Origin of the sequence: Pseudomonas sp. AF32 (assembly GCF_022342325.2) — a bacterium.
Taxonomy (GTDB): Bacteria; Pseudomonadota; Gammaproteobacteria; order Pseudomonadales; family Pseudomonadaceae; genus Aquipseudomonas; species Aquipseudomonas uvaldensis.
In genome coordinates, this window is record NZ_RQJK02000005.1 from 39,414 (window position 1) to 55,832 (window position 16,419).

Below are 16,419 nucleotides of genomic sequence, written 5' to 3' on the forward strand. Positions count from 1 at the left end.
CGATGATTGAGGGCTCTATGTAAGGGATTTTCCTGAGGAGAGTATAGGAATGGGTTGTTGCCGCATTTTGCGCTCAGTGAGTGGACATCAAGGACAGCGCCCCCGCGCCTCCGAATAATCCCGCGCTGATGCGATTGAACCAACTCTGGCCCTTGCCCGTGCGCAGATACCGCGCCGCGCCGTGGGCACCGAGGCCGTAGGCCAGCTTGCAGAGCAGGTCGAGGACGGTCCAGGTGGCTATCATCACCAGCAGTTGCGGCAGGAACGGCTGCTCGGCGCTCAGGAACTGTGGCAGGAACGCGGCGAAGAAGAGGATGTCCTTGGGGTTGCTGGCGCCGAGCACGAACGCCCGACCGAACAGTGCGCGAAATCGTGGGACGGTAGCAGCCTGGGGCACTTCGGCGCCCCGGGAGGGTTGGCGCGATTGCTGCCAGCTCTGCCAGGCCAGGTAAAACAGGTACAGCGCGCCGACGATCTTCAAGGCACTGAACAACTTTTCCGAGGCCAGCAGCAGCGCACCGAGCCCCAGCGCGGAAGCGCTCAACAGGCAGATCGAGGCGAACACGCCGCCCAGGAACGCCGGGTACGAGCGGCGCAGGCCGTAGTTCAGGCTGTTGCCGATCATCAACAACGACAGCGGGCCGGGAATGAGGATCACCACCAGGGCTGCCCCGCTGAACAACAACCAGGTTTCCAGATTCATTGTTTTACTCCTGATGTACAAAAGCCCCGCCCGAAGGGGCGAGGCGGGTGGATCGATGCATCGCCTACAGGAAGACGAACTTGGCGATGAAAATCGCGCAGAGCGCCCATAGGCTGACAGAGATGTCCTTGTGTTTGCCGGTGCAGGCCTTGAGCACCACATAGGTAATGAAACCCAGCGCGATGCCGTCAGCGACCGAAAAGGTCAGAGGCATCATGATGGCGGTGACGATGGCCGGAATGCTGTCGGTCGGTTCGTCCCATTCGATGTGGGCCATACCGCCCATCATCAGCATGGCGACATAGATCAAGGCTCCGGCGGTGGCATAGGCAGGAATCATCCCGGCCAGTGGCGCGAAGAACATGGCGGCAATAAATAGCACGCCGACGGTCACCGCGGTAAGTCCCGTCCGGCCACCAGCGGCAACGCCGGCGGCGCTTTCCACGTAACTGGTCACCGGCGGCACGCCGACCATGGCGCCAAAGACACTGGAAGCACTGTCGGCCTTCAAGGCGCGAGACAGATTCTCGATCCGACCGTCGGCCTTCACCAGGCCGGCGCGCTGGGCGACGCCCATCAAGGTGCCGGCAGTGTCGAACATGTGGACGAACAGGAAGGCCAGCACCACGCTGATCATGCTGACGTTGAATACACCCGCCACGTCCATTGCCATCCAGGTCGGCGCCAGGCTGGGCGGTGTCGACATGACGCCGTTGTATTGCACCAGCCCCAGGCCCCAACCCGCCAGGGTCACGGCGATGATGCTGATCAGGATCGCACCGAACACGCGGTGGTAGCTGAGCACCGCGATCATCAGGAAGCACACGGCGGCCAGCAGCGGGCCGGGTTCACGCAGCGAGCCGAGTTTGATCAACGTGGCCGGACTGTCGACGATGATTCCGGCGGTCTTCAGACCGATCAAGCCGAGGAACAACCCGACCCCGGCGCCCATGGCGAACCGCAGGCTGACCGGAATGCTGTTGAGCAGCCATTCCCGGATCCGTGACAACGTCAGGACCATGAACAGCACACCGGAAACGAACACCGCGCCCAGGGCGGTTTCCCAGTTGTAGCCCATGGTGCCGACTACGGTGTAGGTGAAAAACGCATTCAGGCCCATGCCTGGCGCCAGGCCCACCGGCCAGTTGGCGTACAGGCCCATCAACAGGCAACCCAGGGCGGCGGCGATGCAAGTGGCGACGAACGCGGCGCCATGGTCGATGCCGGCGTCGGCCATGATGTTGGGGTTGACGAAAATGATGTAGGCCATGGTGATGAAGGTTGTCAGGCCGGCAATCAGCTCGGTCTTCACCGTGGTGCCATGCAAGCTGAGTTTGAAGAGGCGTTCCAGCCAGCCACTGCTTGATGGCGGCGAGAGATCCAGCGTTCGGGCTTCGGGTTTGCGGCTTTCCACAGCGAATACTCCTCAAGAGTTTTATTGTTATTTCCAGCGCCACGCCCCCTGAGGGTGGCTGCAGCGCTTTGAGGCAGGTAAGGCTGGCGAAGTGTTGACCTCGTGGTCAGAAACTCGCACGAGGCGAATTATGCTTTTGTATACAAATAAAGCAAATAATGTTTTTGGTTTTGTGGACGAAATGTTGGGCGATAGGGATATATCGCTCTTGAGGCACTCATCGCGAGCAGGCTCGCTCCCACAGGGATAGCGTCGCCGAGCACACATCCGTCAGCACCACGGTCCACTGTGGGAGCGAGCCTGCTCGCGATAGCGCCAGCCCAGGCAACCTCTGAACTAAGCCTTCCCCAACCCCAGGTTCACCGCCAGCCACCCATTCACCGCCTCTTCCCCAGCCTCGGCAAATACCCGCTCCAGCAATTTCACCTGCTCCCGACGCAACGCCTGTTCGAACCGCTCACCCTCGGCGGTCAGTGCCAGCAGTCGCTTACGCTTATCGGTTTCGGACGCGACGCTGTCCACCAAGTGCATCTCCATCAACTGCCGCAGCGGCATGTTCAGCGCCTGCTTGCTCACGCCGAGCAGGGCCAGCAGTTCTTTCACGCTGAGCGACGGGTAACGGGCGATGAAGAACACGATCCGCTGATGCACTCGACTCAACCCGCGACGTTCGAGCATTTCGTCGGCTTTGGCGGTGAATGCCTGGTAGCCGAAGAAAAACGCTTCCATCGCCATTTGTTGGGAGGATGGGTTTTTAAGGTCAATCATGTTGACGTATCCAGGAAGGTCGGAGTAATTTCGGTCAATAAGTTTGACTCATTTTCCCAATGCCTTGCTACAGGTGGTCCCATGGCTTTTTCCGAACGTGTCTCGCGCCTCAAAAGCTCTTTGATTCGAGAAATCCTCGCGGCGGCGCAGCGGCCGGAAGTGATGTCGTTTGCCGGAGGCCTGCCGGCAGAAGCCATGCTCCCGAAAGTGGAGTGGGAAGCCATGCCGCTGTCCATGGGCCAATACGGCATGAGCGAAGGCGAGCCGGCCTTGCGCGAAGCCCTGGCAGCGCAGGCGCGAGCGTTGGGCGTGGCCTGTGAGGCGAGCCAGGTGCTGGTGGTCAGCGGCTCCCAGCAGACCCTCGACCTGGCGGCAAAACTGCACATCGATGTCGGCACCGAAATCATGCTGGAAGCGCCGACCTACCTGGCGGCGCTGCAGATTTTCCAGCTGTTCGGGGCTGCTTGCATCACGGTGCCGCTGGAGGCCGATGGCCCCGACCTGCAGCAACTGCGAGCCCGGCTGGAGCAGCACCGACCGGCCTTCATCTATCTGATTCCTACCTTCCAGAATCCGTCGGCGGTGCGCTACAGCGAAGCCAAGCGCGATGCGGTGGCGGCGCTACTGGATGAGTTCGGCGTGACCTTGATCGAGGACGAACCTTACCGCGAGCTGACGTTCGACGGCGGTAGCGCCACGCCGATTGTCAGTCGCTTGAAAAAGGCCAGTTGGATTTACACCGGCACCGTCTCGAAAACCTTGTTACCGGGGTTGCGGGTCGGCTATCTGATCGCCAGCCCGGACCTGTTCCCGCATTTGCTGCGGCTCAAGCAATCGGCGGACCTGCACACCAACCGAGTCGGCCAATGGCAGGCACTGCAATGGATCGGCACCGGGCGGTATCACAGCCATCTCAGTGAGTTGAGGGACTTCTACCGGGATCGTCGCGACCGGTTCCAGGCGGGGCTGCAGACCCATTTTGCCGACATCGCGGACTGGAACGTGCCCCAGGGCGGGCTGTTTTTCTGGCTGACCCTCAAACGACCCTTGGACACCCGCACCTTGCTCGGCGCCGCGCTGGCTGCCGACGTGGCGTTCATGCCGGGCGAACCGTTCTTCCCCGAGCCGGACAAGCACCCTGGGCATCTGCGGTTGAATTTCAGTCACATTGACCCGGCGCGGCTGGACGAAGGGCTCCAGCGGTTGGCGGGGGTGGTGCGGGAGGCGATGGCTGCGCAAGCTGCCTGAATATCTGTAGTGACTGGGCTGGCCTCATCGCGAGCAGGCTCGCTCCCACAAGGGACCTGCGATCAACGCCACGCTCTGTGGGAGCGAGCCTGCTCGCGATGAGGCCGGACCAGCCAACAAAAAACCATCAGACCGCCGAAAACCGCTTATCCAGATAATCAATGATCACCTTGGACTCATACATCCAGGTGGTCTTGCCATCTTCTTCGATGCGCAGGCACGGCACCTTGAGCCGGCCACCTTGTTCCAGCAGCGTCTGGCGGTCCTGCTCATTGTTTTTCGCATCGCGCAGGGCCACCGGCACGTTGAGGCGGCGCAGGGTGCGGCGGGTCTTCACACAGAACGGGCAGGCATGGAACTGATACAGCGTCAGGCCACGCGCGGCCTGGTCGACCTGTGCCTGGACATCGGCCGGACGCTGTTTTTTGCTCGGGCGGGTGATGAAATCCAGAAAGATAATCAGCTGGCCCAGGCCAACTCGAAGCGCTTTGACGATCACGGTACAAGCCTCGCGGCACGGAAGAAGAGGGCGCGCAGCTTACCTGATTTTCACAGGCGAAAAAAAACCGGCGATCGATGCCGGTTTTCTTCGTAAGACGGGTTACTTGATGAGGCTGAGGAATTCGCTGCGGGTCGCGGCGTTTTCCCGGAACTCGCCCAGCATCACCGAAGTGATCATCGAGGAGTTCTGCTTCTCCACACCGCGCATCATCATGCACATGTGCTTGGCCTCGATCACCACCGCCACACCCAGGGCACCGGTCACCTGCTGGACCGCGTCGGCGATCTGGCGGCTGAGGTTTTCCTGGATCTGCAAGCGACGGGCGTACATGTCGACGATTCGCGCCACCTTCGACAGCCCCAGCACCTTGCCGCTCGGAATGTAGGCAACGTGGGCCTTGCCGATGAAAGGCAGCAGGTGATGCTCGCACAGCGAGTACAGCTCGATGTCCTTGACCAGCACCATTTCGCTGTTGTCGGAGCTGAACAAGGCGCCGTTGGTGACCTCTTCGAGGGTCTGTTGATAACCACGGCAGAGGTACTGCATGGCCTTGGCAGCGCGCTTGGGCGTGTCGAGCAGGCCCTCGCGGGAGACGTCCTCGCCCAGTTGGCCGAGAATCGCGGTGTAATTCTGTTCCAGAGACATGAAACTACCTGTGGGATTTTACGCAAAGGGCAAGGGTACGGTGGCGGACACGGCGCTGCAAGCTCGGTAATCACGGGCTACTCGTCGCGACCTTCCATCATGGTGCGCTTGAGCATCACATACACCGCCCCGGCGCCGCCGTGTTTCGCCTGGCAGGAGGTGAAGCCCAGTACTTGCGGATGCTGGCGCAGCCAGGTGTTGACGTGGCTTTTGATCATCGGTCGCTTGCCGTCCAGCCGTACGGCCTTGCCGTGGGTGACGCGCACGCAGCGGATTTCGAATTTCGTCGCTTCGGCCAGGAAGGCCCAGAGGGTTTCCCGGGCTTTTTCCACGGTCATGCCGTGCAAATCCAGGCTGCCTTCAAACGGGATCTGCCCGACCTTGAGCTTGCGCATCTGGCTTTCCTGGACGCCGTCGCGGGCCCACATCAACTCGTCTTCGGGACCCACGTCGATCACGAATTGATCGGACAAGCCATCCACGGTGGTGGCATCGGCGCGCACGGTAGCGGCCTGGCGCAGCTTGGCGATCTGAGCACGATCTGCCTTGGGTTTGCCGGTTTCGGCACGATCGTGTTTGATCGGTTTTACGCCCTGGATCGCACTTTTGAACAGGGAAAAGTCGTCGTCTTGCATGTCAGCCTCCGCGAAGGCCGACCAGTTTACCCAAGTCCCGCGGGATCGGGCGCGACAAAACGTCGAATGGCGGGTCAGTCGTGCTTTTTCATCAGGTGGGGAGCCATGGCCAGCTCCAGGGATTGACGGGCGCGACGGCGGCAGCGGCGCCAGAGCCAGATGCCCAGCCACAATACCAGCAGACCGACCGCCAGGATGATCGATGAACCGACCGGGGTAGCGTTCAACTCGCCCAGCGCGGGCGGGCGGCCCAGCAGGCTGGCGGCACCGGCCATGGCCAGCAGGATACCCAGCGTTGCCAGGAGCGCGGCGATCGCCGCACCGACACGAAACCGCCAGTTGCTCGGGCCTTTGGGCCGCAAGCGACGTGCGTCAAAACCATCGGATATCTTCATTCCGACCTTCCTCAGTGGGTATCGGCCCTTCGACCGGAAGATGCTCGGGTTGTTCCGGGGGCCAGGCGAATGAGAGGCTTTTGCGGATGAGCGGCGGAACGGGCCGCTCATCGAAGAACATTCAGATGAGGTCGTGGGTCAGGGCCAGCGTGGCGAAGTTGTCCGCCATGATCGCCATCTCGGTCTGGTGCACATGTTCGGCACTGAGCACGCCGCCCTTGTGCGGCAGGTCGCGGGTGGCACAGGCGTCCTCCACCAGCGTGCAGCGAAAACCGAGGTTCTTGGCAGCGCGCACGGTGGTGCTGACGCTGGAATGGCTCATGAATCCGCAGACGATCAGGTCCAGTGGGCCGAACTCTTCCAGGCGTTTTTTCAATTCGGTGCCGTGGAAGGCGCTTGGCAATAACTTGCCGATAACGGTTTCGTCGCCCTGGGGTTCGAGCCCCGGGATGAACTCGCCGCGTTCGCCCTGAGGGTCGAAGAGCCCGCCATGGGTGCCCAGGTGACGCACATGCACGATCGGGCGGCCGGCGGCACGGGCCGCGCGGAGCAATTGCTTGATGTTCGCGACCGCTGCATCCATGCCGCTCAGGGCCAGGGGCCCGGCGAGGTATTCCTTCTGGGCATCGATGATGATCAGGGTCGCTTGACTCAGGTTGGCCGCCGCGTAACCACGGCCGCTGAGTTGAAACATCGTTTTTGGAACGGACATTCTGGGGCTCCTTCGGGTGGGGCTTTTGCGACATTGTCCTCTGGCTGAGCGGTTCTGTGAATCGCTTCCATCGCAAGGGCCGCCGTTGCTGGCCTACAGCCTTGTCAAGATGCCTGTGGTGTTCAATAGGTAGCTCAAAAAATGGAAAGATCCTACGGTCGCCCTGGCGTTTTTCGGTCGTCCTTGAGGCCGGTTTGGGTGAGGGCGTGTTTGGCTGTTAGACTCGCCAGTCGTTTTTTCTGGAGTTTGCCGCCGTGATCACTTCCCGCCTTCGCACCCTGCGCGACCATATCCGTTGGGCCGTCAGCCGTTTTCATGGGGAGGATCTGTTTTTCGGCCATGGCACCGACAACGCCTGGGATGAAGCCCGGCAATTGGTGTTGGGCGCGCTGCATCTGCCTTGGGAAATCTCTGACAGCTACCTGGACTGCCGGCTCGAAGACGATGAGCTGGTCCATGTACAGCGCCTGTTGCATCGACGTATCGCCGACCGCATCCCGACGGCTTATCTGCTGGGGGAGGCCTGGTTCTGCGGAATGTCTTTCATCGTCGACGAGCGCGTGCTCATTCCGCGCTCGCCCATCGGTGAGTTGATCGAGAAACGCTTCGAGCCCTGGCTGGCCCAGGAGCCTGCGAGAATCCTCGACCTTTGCACCGGGTCGGGCTGCATCGGCATCGCCTGTGCCTACGAGTTCCCGGAGGCCGAGGTGGTGCTGGCGGACCTGTCGTTCGAAGCGCTGGAAGTCGCCAACCAGAACATCGAGCGTCACGGCGTCGACGAGCGTGTGTTTACGGTGCAGGGCGATGGTTTCGACGGTCTGCCGGGGCAGCGTTTCGACCTCATCGTGTCGAATCCGCCCTACGTCGATGCGGAAGATTTCGCCGACATGCCCCAGGAGTACCAGCACGAACCGGCGCTCGGGCTGGCTTGTGGCGACGATGGCTTGAACCTGGTCCGCCGGATGCTGGCCGAGGCGGCCGATCATTTGACCGAGAAGGGGTTGTTGATCGTTGAAGTGGGCAACAGCCAGGTTCACGTCGAAGCGCTGTATCCGGAAGTCGATTTTGCCTGGCTGGAGTTCGAGCGCGGCGGCCATGGCGTGTTCATGCTCAGCGCCGAACAGTGCCGCCAGCATCAGGCGTTGTTTGCTTCGCGGGTTTGACCCGAGTGAGCTGACGGAACTGTCCTTGTGGCGAGGGGATTTATCCCCGTTGGGGTGCGAAGCGCCCCCAAACCTGTCCACGCGGTGTAGCAGGAAATTTGCGGGGGCTGCTGCGCAGCCCAACGGGGATAAATCCCCTCGCCACGGGTTATGTTTCAAGCAGCCCTCAATCAGTGCCGCGTCGCAATCCAGATCAACAGCCCCGCCTGGAACATGGCAAAGGCCACCAGGCAGGTGATGGTGAAACGCAGGCCGGCGTCTTCGCGCTTGAACTTGGAAACCCGTTCTTCCTGCTTCTGCAGTTTGACTTCCTGTTCCGCCAGGTTCTGCTCGGCTTGTTGCAGCATCTGCGCGGCTTCGAGGATTTCCACGAACTGCACCTTCTCGGTGTTCCAATCCCCCACCAGGTCACCGACCTGGACTTGCTTGACGCTGCCCTTGAGATGCTGGGCGTCGGCGTAGACCACCGCAAAACCATGGGCCTTCAGGAAGTGATCGCGGCGCAGGCGGGTGTCTTCGTTCAGGGCGTCCTTGTTATTCAGGTCGGTGCCTTCCACTCGATAGCCCGACCAGCGTTTCTTGGCCCAGGTGATGGCCTGGGCGGCGAGGAAGCGGCCAAGGCCGCGATTCAACGGCTCGACTTGCAGGCTGTCAGGAGAAAAATGCAGGCGTTTCTCGACATGGTCGGCCCAGACGTCCAGATGATTCTGCTCCTTGCGCACCCGCTGGCCCGGCAACTGAACGCTCATGCGCAGCAAACTGCGCTCCTTGCTGTGGCGCTCGGCATAGTTGAATTCGACGAACCGCAGCGGCCGCGCACCCGTGGCACGGTCGGTCTTGAGCGGGGCCAGCCGGAGCATCTTATGGTGCTCGGCCTGCACGTCCGCCCAAGGCAGCTCCGCCACTGCTGGGGCGGGCGTCTCGGCGGTGGTGTCGGGTGTAGCTTCAGTGTCAGTCATAACGGCGAAATCCTGTCCAGGCCGGCTTGTCGACAGTCAATGCGCTGTCCGACACCGGTTTATCGGCCATTCTCGTCAGGACTTCAGTGCCAACTTGTTCAATGGGGCGCGATCGAGCCGATAAAACCCACGATGCGGGTGCCCAGCTCGGCCGCGAGGGGCAGGTTGGGGTCCTTGTAGGAGTCCAGTTGCCGTTTCACGTCGTTGGGCACGATGCGCATCACGTGGTTCATGCCTTCAATCAGTGCCAGTTCGGCGTCGGGTTTGGCGGCCTTCAATTGCCTGGCGTCCTCGACGCCGACCTGGATGTCATGGCTGCCCTGGACGATCAGCGCCGGTACTTTAAGCGCGGCGAAAGCTTGGGCGGGGTCCTGGCGAAACAGCGAAATCAGGTACGGCTGGACGCTGGGGCGAAAAATGAATTGCAACTGCGCCGGCACGTTCCCATCCAGACGGCCTGCCTTGAGGCTGTCGAGCAGTTCGTTACTGCGCAGCATCAGGGGCGGCGGCAGGCGCTGGCTCAGTTGTTGGCGCAGCACCTGATCGATCGGCCGGGCGCTGCCGGACAGCGAAATCACCGCCGCCGCATGGGCCCGGGGCGCGGCGAGGCTGGCAATCAGCGCGCCTTCGCTGTGGCCCAGCAGAATCAACGGGCCCATCCGCGGGTCGGCGGCGAGTTTGCGGCTCCAGGCCACGGCATCGGCCACGTAGGCTTCGACGCTCAGGTTGCGTTCGTCCGGCGTTGCGGCAAGGCTGGCGGCCACGCCGCGTTTGTCGTAGCGCACGCTGGCGATGTTGTGCCTGGCCAGTACCCAGGCCAGGCGCTTGAGGCTGTCGTTGCGACCGCCCTCGGGGTTGTTTCCGTCACGATCCGTAGGACCCGACCCGGAAATGATCAGGACAACCGGCACCGGTGTGTCGGACTTGGGCAACAGCAACGAGCCGAACAGCTCGCCGTTGCCCGTGTCGAGGCTGATGGGACGTTGCAACACCACGGCCTGGGCCAGGCCGGAAAAGAGGGTAAGGCACAAAACAAGCAGCTTTAACATCATCAAGCCATTAGTTGCGAAGGTGCCGGTTGGACTGGCGGCCACCGATAAGGTTCGAGGATGAACTAAGCCGGGAGCCTGCGTATACTGGCGGCCATTACGAATCGGCGATTTCTCGGAGCTCCCTGCATGTCCGGCAATACCTACGGCAAGCTGTTCACTGTCACCACCGCGGGCGAAAGCCATGGCCCGGCGTTGGTCGCCATTGTCGACGGCTGCCCGCCGGGCCTGGAGATTTCCCTGGAGGACCTGCAGCGTGACCTGGACCGCCGCAAGCCTGGCACCAGCCGCCACACCACCCAGCGCCAGGAGGCTGACGAAGTCGAAATCCTGTCCGGTGTGTTCGAAGGCCGTACCACTGGCTGCGCCATCGGCCTGCTGATCCGCAACACCGACCAGAAGTCCAAGGACTACTCGGCCATCAAGGATCTGTTTCGCCCGGCCCACGCCGACTACACCTACCACCACAAGTACGGTGAGCGCGACTACCGTGGCGGTGGCCGCAGTTCGGCTCGGGAAACCGCCATGCGCGTGGCGGCCGGGGCGATTGCCAAGAAGTACCTGGCCAGCCAGGGCATCGTGATTCGCGGCTATATGAGCCAGTTGGGCCCTATCGAAATCCCGTTCAAGACTTGGGACTCGGTGGAGCAGAACGCGTTTTTCAGCCCCGATCCGGACAAGGTGCCGGAGCTGGAGGCCTACATGGACCAACTGCGCCGGGACCAGGATTCGGTCGGCGCGAAGATCACCGTCGTGGCCGAGGGCGTGATGCCGGGACTCGGTGAGCCGATCTTCGACCGCCTCGACGCCGAACTGGCCCACGCGCTGATGAGTATCAACGCGGTGAAGGGTGTGGAAATCGGCGCCGGTTTCGCCTGTGTTTCCCAGCGCGGGACCGAGCACCGCGACGAACTGACCCCCGAAGGTTTCCTGAGCAACAACGCCGGTGGCATTCTCGGCGGAATTTCCTCGGGTCAGCCGATCGTGGCGCACCTGGCCCTCAAGCCCACGTCCAGCATCACCACGCCGGGTCGTTCCATCGATATCCACGGCAACCCGGTGGAAGTCATCACCAAGGGCCGCCACGACCCGTGCGTCGGCATCCGTGCCACGCCGATTGCCGAGGCGATGATGGCGATCGTGCTGATGGATCACCTGTTGCGCCACCGTGGCCAGAACGCCGATGTGCGGGTCGCCACCCCGGCGCTGGGTCAGCTTTGATGGCTGACTGGCCGAGCGCCGTGGCCTGACGGGCATGGCGGCACTGCCGTACTGGCGGCTCTCCAGTTTCTACCTGTTCTATTTCGCGTTGCTCGGATCGACGGCGCCGTTCCTGGCGCTGTATTTCGATCACCTGGGGTTCAATGCGGCGCGCATCGGCGAGCTGGTGGCGATTCCCATGCTGATGCGTTGCGTGGCGCCGAACATTTGGGGATGGCTGGGGGATTACACTGGCCAGCGCCTGGTGATCGTGCGTTTTGGTGCGATCTGTACGCTGCTGACTTTTTCGCTGATCTTCATCCACAAGAGCTACGCCTGGCTGGCCATGGTCATGGCATTGCATGCCTTCTTCTGGCATGCCGTGCTACCGCAGTTCGAAGTCATCACTCTGGCTCACTTGAGCGGGCAAGCGTCGCGCTACAGCCAGATTCGCCTGTGGGGCTCCATCGGCTTCATCATCACGGTGGTTGCGCTTGGGCGGTTGTTCGAATGGTTGAGCCTGGACATCTACCCGGTGGCGCTGGTGCTGATCATGAGCGGTATCGTGCTTGCCAGTTTCTGGGTGCCCAATGCCCAGCCGATGCAAGGGCCGCGTGTGGCAGGGGATGGCTTTCTGCGGCAGTTGTGCAACCCGGGCGTCCTCGCGTTTTATGTCTGTGTCGGCCTGATGCAGGTGAGCCATGGACCGTACTACACCTTCCTGACCTTGCACCTGGAGCACCTGGGCTACAGTCGCGGCTTGATCGGTGTGCTCTGGGCCGTTGGCGTGGTGGCTGAAGTCCTGATATTCCTGTTGATGAGCCGGATCCTGGCGCGATTTTCCGTGCGCCGGGTGCTGTTGGCGAGCTTTCTGCTGGCGGCATTGCGCTGGTTGCTGCTGGGATCCCTGGCGGAGTTCCTCTGGGTGCTGCTGTTTGCCCAGGTTTTGCACGCCGCCACCTTCGGCAGCTTTCACGCCGCCGCCATTCATTTCGTGCAACGTAGTTTCGGTCCACGCCAGCAAGGTCAGGGCCAGGCGTTGTACGCGGCGCTGGCCGGAACGGGCGGGGCGTTGGGTGCGTTGTATTCCGGCTACAGCTGGACCGCCCTGGGTGCCAGCTGGACGTTCAACATCGCCAGCCTCGCGGCCTTTGCGGCAGCCGTCCTCATTGCCGTACGCATGCAAGAAGACAGGCCATGAGCCTTCGAACCGTTAATTTGCTGGAGCCATTGTCATGAGCAGCCTGTCCGTTTATCACGTCTCAAGTCCCGAGATCCCGAACAAGGTGTTGACGCATTTCGAGGACATCGTCGCGACCCTGGCTGAGAAAGGCATTCGCTTCGATCGCTGGCAACCCACGACGAAACTCCAGGCCGGTGCCAGCCAGACTGAGGTCATCGCGGGTTATCAGATGCAGATCGACGCATTCAAGGCCGAGCGTAGCGATGTCTCGGTGGATCTCATCAGCCTCGACAGTGACTACCCGCAAAAAGCCGAACTGCGCGCCAGGTTTCTGAGGGAGCATTGCTATGCCGGGGAAGAGACACGGTTCTTCGTCTCGGGGCGTGGCTTGTTCAGCCTGCATCTGGACGACTACGTGTATGCGGTGCTGTGTGAAAAGAACGACTTGATCACCCTGCCGGCCGGCACACCACACTGGTTCGACGCGGGCGAACACCCGCATTTCATGGCGATTCGCTTGCGCGACGATTCCAGGGGGTGGGAAGAGACGTTCACCGGCGATGAAATCGCCAGCCAGTTCCCGATTTTAGAAGACTGAAACCTGTGGGAGCGCCTCCCGCAAACCATGTGGGAGCGGGCTTGCTCGCGAAGGCGGAGTGTCAGAGACAAATGCCTCAACTGACCCATCGCTATCGCGAGCTCGCTTCCCTCAGTCACTGTTTCCAATCTATTCAGGCGCTGTGGTAGGTCGGCAATGCGAAGCGATGCTGACTCTGCAGCAGGGTGATCTGTGGCAGCTCGCTGGCCTGTTCGGCCAGGTCACGACGGATTGCGCTGATGGCCCAGGACAACTGGTCCCCGGCGTGCAACTGAGCGTAGGAAATCGTGCGTTTGAACAGTTTGCCTTCGCTGTTGCGCAGGGTCAGCAGAATGCCGCCATCCGGGCGTGCCTGTGTGGTGACTTCGTAGTTGGAAAACAGGGATGCAAATTTTTCTTGAATCATATTCATGTGACTGCTCCATGGTGTGGCAAACCGTGGAGAACCTGTTGCAGCGTCTGTGCCAGTCTGTGGCTGGCACTAAAATCCTTTAAAAACAATAAGTTATAAACCTCGCTGTTTTTCGCTTTCGTGCATCTTGCATGAATGGCCATCGTGCATCCTGCATTTTGCGTGGTCTGGCAATTATTTTTGGAACCAAATGAGCCTCCGGCGCTCACGCTTCGCCTGCGCCGAGCAATGGATACAAAACATTGCAAAAACCGCATGTACAGCGCCGGAATCCCTGGCGTAATTTCGAGCGCAAATCACTTCCATCCGATGCCAAGAACCGAGGCCCGCGAGGTCGAACGGGGAGTTTCATGAGTCGTACACCCAGCGACGCCATTACCTGGGGCATGATGCTGCGCAAGCTGCCCACCCTTGCCAGGGCCATTCCCCGGATCGTCAAGGGCCTGAAGCTTGCCAACGTGCGGGATCCGGCCCAGCCGTGTGGCCTGGGGTGGTGTTTCGAACAAGCCGCGCAACGCAATCCCCTGGGGCCGGCATTGTTGTGGGGTGACCTGTCCCTGAGCTATATGCAGGTCAACGAGCAGGCCAATCGCATGGCCCATTACCTCTTGGCACAGGGCATCGGCAAGGGGGATTGCGTTGCTGTATTCCTGGAAAACCGTCCGCAACTGCTGGTGACGGTGCTGGCCGTGGCGAAGGTCGGGGCGGTCAGTGCCATGGTCAATACTTCGCAGACGGGAGATGCACTGGTGCACAGCCTGGCGCTGGTCGCGCCAGTCGCGGTGGTGGTGGGGGACGAGCGCGTCCCGGCCTACAACGACGTGCGAAGCCGAACCGCACTGTCGAGCGCTCGCACCTGGTGGGTCGCGGATGAACAAGGCACAGGGGTTCCCGAGGGATTCGTCGACCTGATGGGCAGCAGCCAGGGCTATCCGGGCGACAACCCGTCCAGCAGCCGGCAGGTGTTTTTCAACGATCCCTGTTTTTACCTCTACACCTCGGGCACCACCGGGTTGCCCAAGGCCGGCGTGTTCCGCCACGGTCGCTGGATGCGCACCTCCACCAGCTTCGGCTTGATCGCCCTGGACATGCAGCCGCACGACATTCTCTATTGCACCCTGCCGCTGTACCACGCTACAGGGCTGTGTGTCTGTTGGGGGGCGGCGATTTGCGGTGCCTCGGGGTTCGCCATCCGGCGCAAGTTCAGCGCCAGCCAGTTCTGGAGCGATGTACGCCGTTATCGGGCGACCACCCTGGGGTATGTCGGTGAGTTGTGTCGCTACCTGGTGGATCAGCCCGCCAGTGTCGAAGACCGCCGGCATGAAGTCAGGAAGATGATTGGCAACGGCTTGCGTCCAGGCGTCTGGTCGACCTTCAAGACGCGTTTCGGCATCGAGCATATCTGCGAGTTGTATGCCGCCAGCGACGGCAACATCGGTTTTACCAACGTGCTGAATTTCGACAACACCGTCGGTTTCTCCCTCATGGGCTGGGAGCTGGTGCGGTACGACCACGACAGCGGGACGCCGTTGCGCAACCTGCAAGGGCGCATGCAAAAGGTGCCCAAGGGGCAACCGGGCCTGTTGCTGGCGAAGATCGACGACAAGGCGCCCCTGGACGGCTATACCGATCCGGCCAAGACCGAAAAAACCGTCTACCGGGACGTCTTCGTGCCCGGCGACCGTTATTTCAACACCGGTGACCTGCTGCGCAATATCGGCTTTGGGCATGGGCAGTTCGTCGACCGCCTGGGCGACACGTTCCGTTGGAAAGGTGAAAACGTCTCCACCACGGAAGTCGAAAATGTCCTGCTGCAGCATCCGCAGGTGGCCGAGGCAGTGGCCTACGGTGTGGAAATCGCCGGCACCAACGGGCGCGCCGGCATGGCGGCGATCACCCCGGCCGAATCCCTGGCGACCCTGGATTTCAGCGAGTTGCTCCAGTTCCTGCAAGGCCGGTTGCCACCCTATGCGGTACCGCTGTTCTTGCGTATCAAAGTGAAGATGGACACCACCGGCACTTTCAAATATCAGAAGACCCGCCTGCGCAGCGAAGCGTTCGACCCTTGCGTCACGGGCGAGGAGCCGGTCTATGCCTGGTTGCCCGGCACCGGAACCTACGTGCGTGTCGACCGGCAGTTGGCGACGCAGATCCAGGGTGGGCAATACCGCTATTGATTCCGGCTATGGCCGGTACAGGGAAAAAGAGGATGACAGGGCAGGAGTCCCCCCGGAAACTAGCCGCTTTGCAAAGACCCGAATGGAGTGTTCTCATGCCCGATACAAGCCGTCAGATGACCCCGGAAGAGGCAGCGGAATTTGCCGAGCAGGTATTCAACGTGGCACGCCAGGGCGACGCCGCCATGATGGCCGCGTTGTTGAGCAAAGGCCTTCCGCCCAACCTGCGCAACCACAAGGGCGATACCTTGTTGATGCTGGCCGCTTATCACGGACACGTGGATACGGTGAAAGTGTTGCTGGAGCACAAGGCTGATCCGGAAATACGCAACGACAATGGCCAGAGCCCGATTGCCGGCGCGGCCTTCAAGGGCGACTTGGCCGTGGTTACGGCGCTGGTGGAGGGCGGCGCCCAGGTGGAAGGCGCTTCCTTCGATGGCCGAACGGCGTTGATGATGGCGGCGATGTTCAACCGGGTGCAGATCGTCGATTACCTGATCAGCAAAGGCGCAGACCCGAAAGCCAAGGACGCCAATGGTGCCTCGGCCCTCGATGCGGCCCGGACCATGGGCGCGGTGGATACCACGGCGCAGTTGGAAAAACTGATCGGCTGAACCTCCATGGCTCTTTTGGCATCGGTTGTGGGAGCAAGCTTT

The 16,419-nt window shown here is 61.5% G+C and carries 18 protein-coding genes; 7 read left to right on the forward strand and 11 right to left on the reverse strand.

Annotated elements, in window-relative coordinates:
- Positions 1-73: 73 nt before the first annotated feature.
- The 3 genes from EGM97_RS06280 to EGM97_RS06290 form a co-directional block, all read right to left on the reverse strand.
- Complete coding sequence (locus tag EGM97_RS06280) at positions 74-703, reverse strand: LysE family translocator (RefSeq protein WP_238965493.1); 630 nt, start codon at positions 701-703, stop codon at positions 74-76.
- Between the two features lie 64 nt (positions 704-767).
- Positions 768-2,117, reverse strand: coding sequence for an NCS2 family permease (locus EGM97_RS06285; protein ID WP_238965492.1), 1,350 nt, complete (start codon positions 2,115-2,117; stop codon positions 768-770).
- A gap of 336 nt (positions 2,118-2,453) precedes the next feature.
- A complete protein-coding gene (locus EGM97_RS06290; RefSeq protein ID WP_238965491.1) occupies positions 2,454-2,885 on the reverse strand; it encodes a MarR family winged helix-turn-helix transcriptional regulator in 432 nt (143 codons plus the stop codon).
- Positions 2,886-2,966: 81 nt separating this feature from the next.
- On the opposite strand from EGM97_RS06290, the gene EGM97_RS06295 reads away from it, so the two are divergent.
- Positions 2,967-4,133 (forward strand): aminotransferase-like domain-containing protein, encoded by a 1,167-nt coding sequence (locus EGM97_RS06295; protein WP_238965490.1) that lies wholly within the window; start codon positions 2,967-2,969, stop codon positions 4,131-4,133.
- Between the two features lie 127 nt (positions 4,134-4,260).
- Here the strand turns inward: EGM97_RS06295 and EGM97_RS06300 are convergent, their stop codons facing one another.
- From EGM97_RS06300 to EGM97_RS06320, 5 genes are all read right to left on the reverse strand, one after another.
- Positions 4,261-4,632 carry a glutathione S-transferase N-terminal domain-containing protein gene (locus EGM97_RS06300; protein WP_238965489.1) on the reverse strand — a complete coding sequence of 124 codons (372 nt, stop codon included), beginning with the start codon at positions 4,630-4,632 and terminating at the stop codon, positions 4,261-4,263.
- Between the two features lie 102 nt (positions 4,633-4,734).
- Positions 4,735-5,280 carry a GTP cyclohydrolase I FolE gene (folE, locus tag EGM97_RS06305; protein ID WP_011333202.1) on the reverse strand — a complete coding sequence of 182 codons (546 nt, stop codon included), beginning with the start codon at positions 5,278-5,280 and terminating at the stop codon, positions 4,735-4,737.
- A gap of 77 nt (positions 5,281-5,357) precedes the next feature.
- The gene (locus tag EGM97_RS06310) at positions 5,358-5,915 is read right to left on the reverse strand and encodes a Smr/MutS family protein (RefSeq protein ID WP_053149863.1); all 558 of its coding nucleotides are present in this window, start codon (positions 5,913-5,915) and stop codon (positions 5,358-5,360) included.
- A gap of 74 nt (positions 5,916-5,989) precedes the next feature.
- Positions 5,990-6,310, reverse strand: coding sequence for a hypothetical protein (locus EGM97_RS06315; protein WP_238965488.1), 321 nt, complete (start codon positions 6,308-6,310; stop codon positions 5,990-5,992).
- 121 nt (positions 6,311-6,431) lie between these two features.
- Positions 6,432-7,022 (reverse strand): cysteine hydrolase family protein, encoded by a 591-nt coding sequence (locus EGM97_RS06320; RefSeq protein ID WP_238965487.1) that lies wholly within the window; start codon positions 7,020-7,022, stop codon positions 6,432-6,434.
- Between the two features lie 254 nt (positions 7,023-7,276).
- On the opposite strand from EGM97_RS06320, the gene prmB reads away from it, so the two are divergent.
- Entirely contained in the window at positions 7,277-8,185 is a 909-nt protein-coding gene (gene prmB / locus EGM97_RS06325) for a 50S ribosomal protein L3 N(5)-glutamine methyltransferase (protein WP_238965486.1), read from the forward strand.
- Positions 8,186-8,355: 170 nt separating this feature from the next.
- On the opposite strand, the gene EGM97_RS06330 is transcribed toward prmB, so the two are convergent.
- Together EGM97_RS06330 and EGM97_RS06335 are read right to left on the reverse strand one after the other, a co-directional pair.
- Positions 8,356-9,144 carry a hypothetical protein gene (locus EGM97_RS06330; RefSeq protein ID WP_238965485.1) on the reverse strand — a complete coding sequence of 263 codons (789 nt, stop codon included), beginning with the start codon at positions 9,142-9,144 and terminating at the stop codon, positions 8,356-8,358.
- Between the two features lie 98 nt (positions 9,145-9,242).
- The gene (locus EGM97_RS06335) at positions 9,243-10,196 is read right to left on the reverse strand and encodes an alpha/beta hydrolase (RefSeq protein ID WP_238965484.1); all 954 of its coding nucleotides are present in this window, start codon (positions 10,194-10,196) and stop codon (positions 9,243-9,245) included.
- A 126-nt stretch (positions 10,197-10,322) separates the two neighbouring features.
- Between EGM97_RS06335 and aroC the strand changes: the two genes are divergently transcribed.
- The 3 genes from aroC to EGM97_RS06350 are packed head-to-tail and all read left to right on the forward strand — an operon-like array spanning position 10,323 to position 13,174.
- Entirely contained in the window at positions 10,323-11,414 is a 1,092-nt protein-coding gene (aroC, locus tag EGM97_RS06340) for a chorismate synthase (protein ID WP_238965483.1), read from the forward strand.
- 34 nt (positions 11,415-11,448) lie between these two features.
- Positions 11,449-12,594, forward strand: coding sequence for an MFS transporter (locus tag EGM97_RS06345; RefSeq protein WP_238965482.1), 1,146 nt, complete (start codon positions 11,449-11,451; stop codon positions 12,592-12,594).
- Between the two features lie 34 nt (positions 12,595-12,628).
- Entirely contained in the window at positions 12,629-13,174 is a 546-nt protein-coding gene (locus EGM97_RS06350) for a 1,2-dihydroxy-3-keto-5-methylthiopentene dioxygenase (RefSeq protein ID WP_238965481.1), read from the forward strand.
- A 133-nt stretch (positions 13,175-13,307) separates the two neighbouring features.
- On the opposite strand, the gene EGM97_RS06355 is transcribed toward EGM97_RS06350, so the two are convergent.
- Complete coding sequence (locus tag EGM97_RS06355; protein ID WP_053149889.1) at positions 13,308-13,586, reverse strand: DUF3509 domain-containing protein; 279 nt, start codon at positions 13,584-13,586, stop codon at positions 13,308-13,310.
- Between the two features lie 350 nt (positions 13,587-13,936).
- On the opposite strand from EGM97_RS06355, the gene EGM97_RS06360 reads away from it, so the two are divergent.
- Together EGM97_RS06360 and EGM97_RS06365 are read left to right on the forward strand one after the other, a co-directional pair.
- Entirely contained in the window at positions 13,937-15,763 is a 1,827-nt protein-coding gene (locus tag EGM97_RS06360) for a long-chain-acyl-CoA synthetase (RefSeq protein ID WP_238965480.1), read from the forward strand.
- Between the two features lie 95 nt (positions 15,764-15,858).
- Positions 15,859-16,377 carry an ankyrin repeat domain-containing protein gene (locus EGM97_RS06365; RefSeq protein WP_053149895.1) on the forward strand — a complete coding sequence of 173 codons (519 nt, stop codon included), beginning with the start codon at positions 15,859-15,861 and terminating at the stop codon, positions 16,375-16,377.
- Positions 16,378-16,419: the final 42 nt, after the last annotated feature.

What these genes read in the sequence shown, in the direction of transcription:
- EGM97_RS06280 (WP_238965493.1), bottom strand. Translation starts at nt 703, where the DNA reads ATGAATCTGGAAACCTGGTTGTTGTTCAGCGGGGCAGCCCTGGTGGTG.
- EGM97_RS06290 (WP_238965491.1), bottom strand. Translation starts at nt 2,885, where the DNA reads ATGATTGACCTTAAAAACCCATCCTCCCAACAAATGGCGATGGAAGCG.
- EGM97_RS06295 (WP_238965490.1), top strand. Translation starts at nt 2,967, where the DNA reads ATGGCTTTTTCCGAACGTGTCTCGCGCCTCAAAAGCTCTTTGATTCGA.
- folE (WP_011333202.1), bottom strand. Translation starts at nt 5,280, where the DNA reads ATGTCTCTGGAACAGAATTACACCGCGATTCTCGGCCAACTGGGCGAG.
- EGM97_RS06310 (WP_053149863.1), bottom strand. Translation starts at nt 5,915, where the DNA reads ATGCAAGACGACGACTTTTCCCTGTTCAAAAGTGCGATCCAGGGCGTA.
- EGM97_RS06315 (WP_238965488.1), bottom strand. Translation starts at nt 6,310, where the DNA reads ATGAAGATATCCGATGGTTTTGACGCACGTCGCTTGCGGCCCAAAGGC.
- EGM97_RS06320 (WP_238965487.1), bottom strand. Translation starts at nt 7,022, where the DNA reads ATGTCCGTTCCAAAAACGATGTTTCAACTCAGCGGCCGTGGTTACGCG.
- EGM97_RS06330 (WP_238965485.1), bottom strand. Translation starts at nt 9,144, where the DNA reads ATGACTGACACTGAAGCTACACCCGACACCACCGCCGAGACGCCCGCC.
- EGM97_RS06335 (WP_238965484.1), bottom strand. Translation starts at nt 10,196, where the DNA reads ATGATGTTAAAGCTGCTTGTTTTGTGCCTTACCCTCTTTTCCGGCCTG.
- aroC (WP_238965483.1), top strand. Translation starts at nt 10,323, where the DNA reads ATGTCCGGCAATACCTACGGCAAGCTGTTCACTGTCACCACCGCGGGC.
- EGM97_RS06345 (WP_238965482.1), top strand. Translation starts at nt 11,449, where the DNA reads ATGGCGGCACTGCCGTACTGGCGGCTCTCCAGTTTCTACCTGTTCTAT.
- EGM97_RS06350 (WP_238965481.1), top strand. Translation starts at nt 12,629, where the DNA reads ATGAGCAGCCTGTCCGTTTATCACGTCTCAAGTCCCGAGATCCCGAAC.
- EGM97_RS06355 (WP_053149889.1), bottom strand. Translation starts at nt 13,586, where the DNA reads ATGAATATGATTCAAGAAAAATTTGCATCCCTGTTTTCCAACTACGAA.
- EGM97_RS06360 (WP_238965480.1), top strand. Translation starts at nt 13,937, where the DNA reads ATGAGTCGTACACCCAGCGACGCCATTACCTGGGGCATGATGCTGCGC.
- EGM97_RS06365 (WP_053149895.1), top strand. Translation starts at nt 15,859, where the DNA reads ATGCCCGATACAAGCCGTCAGATGACCCCGGAAGAGGCAGCGGAATTT.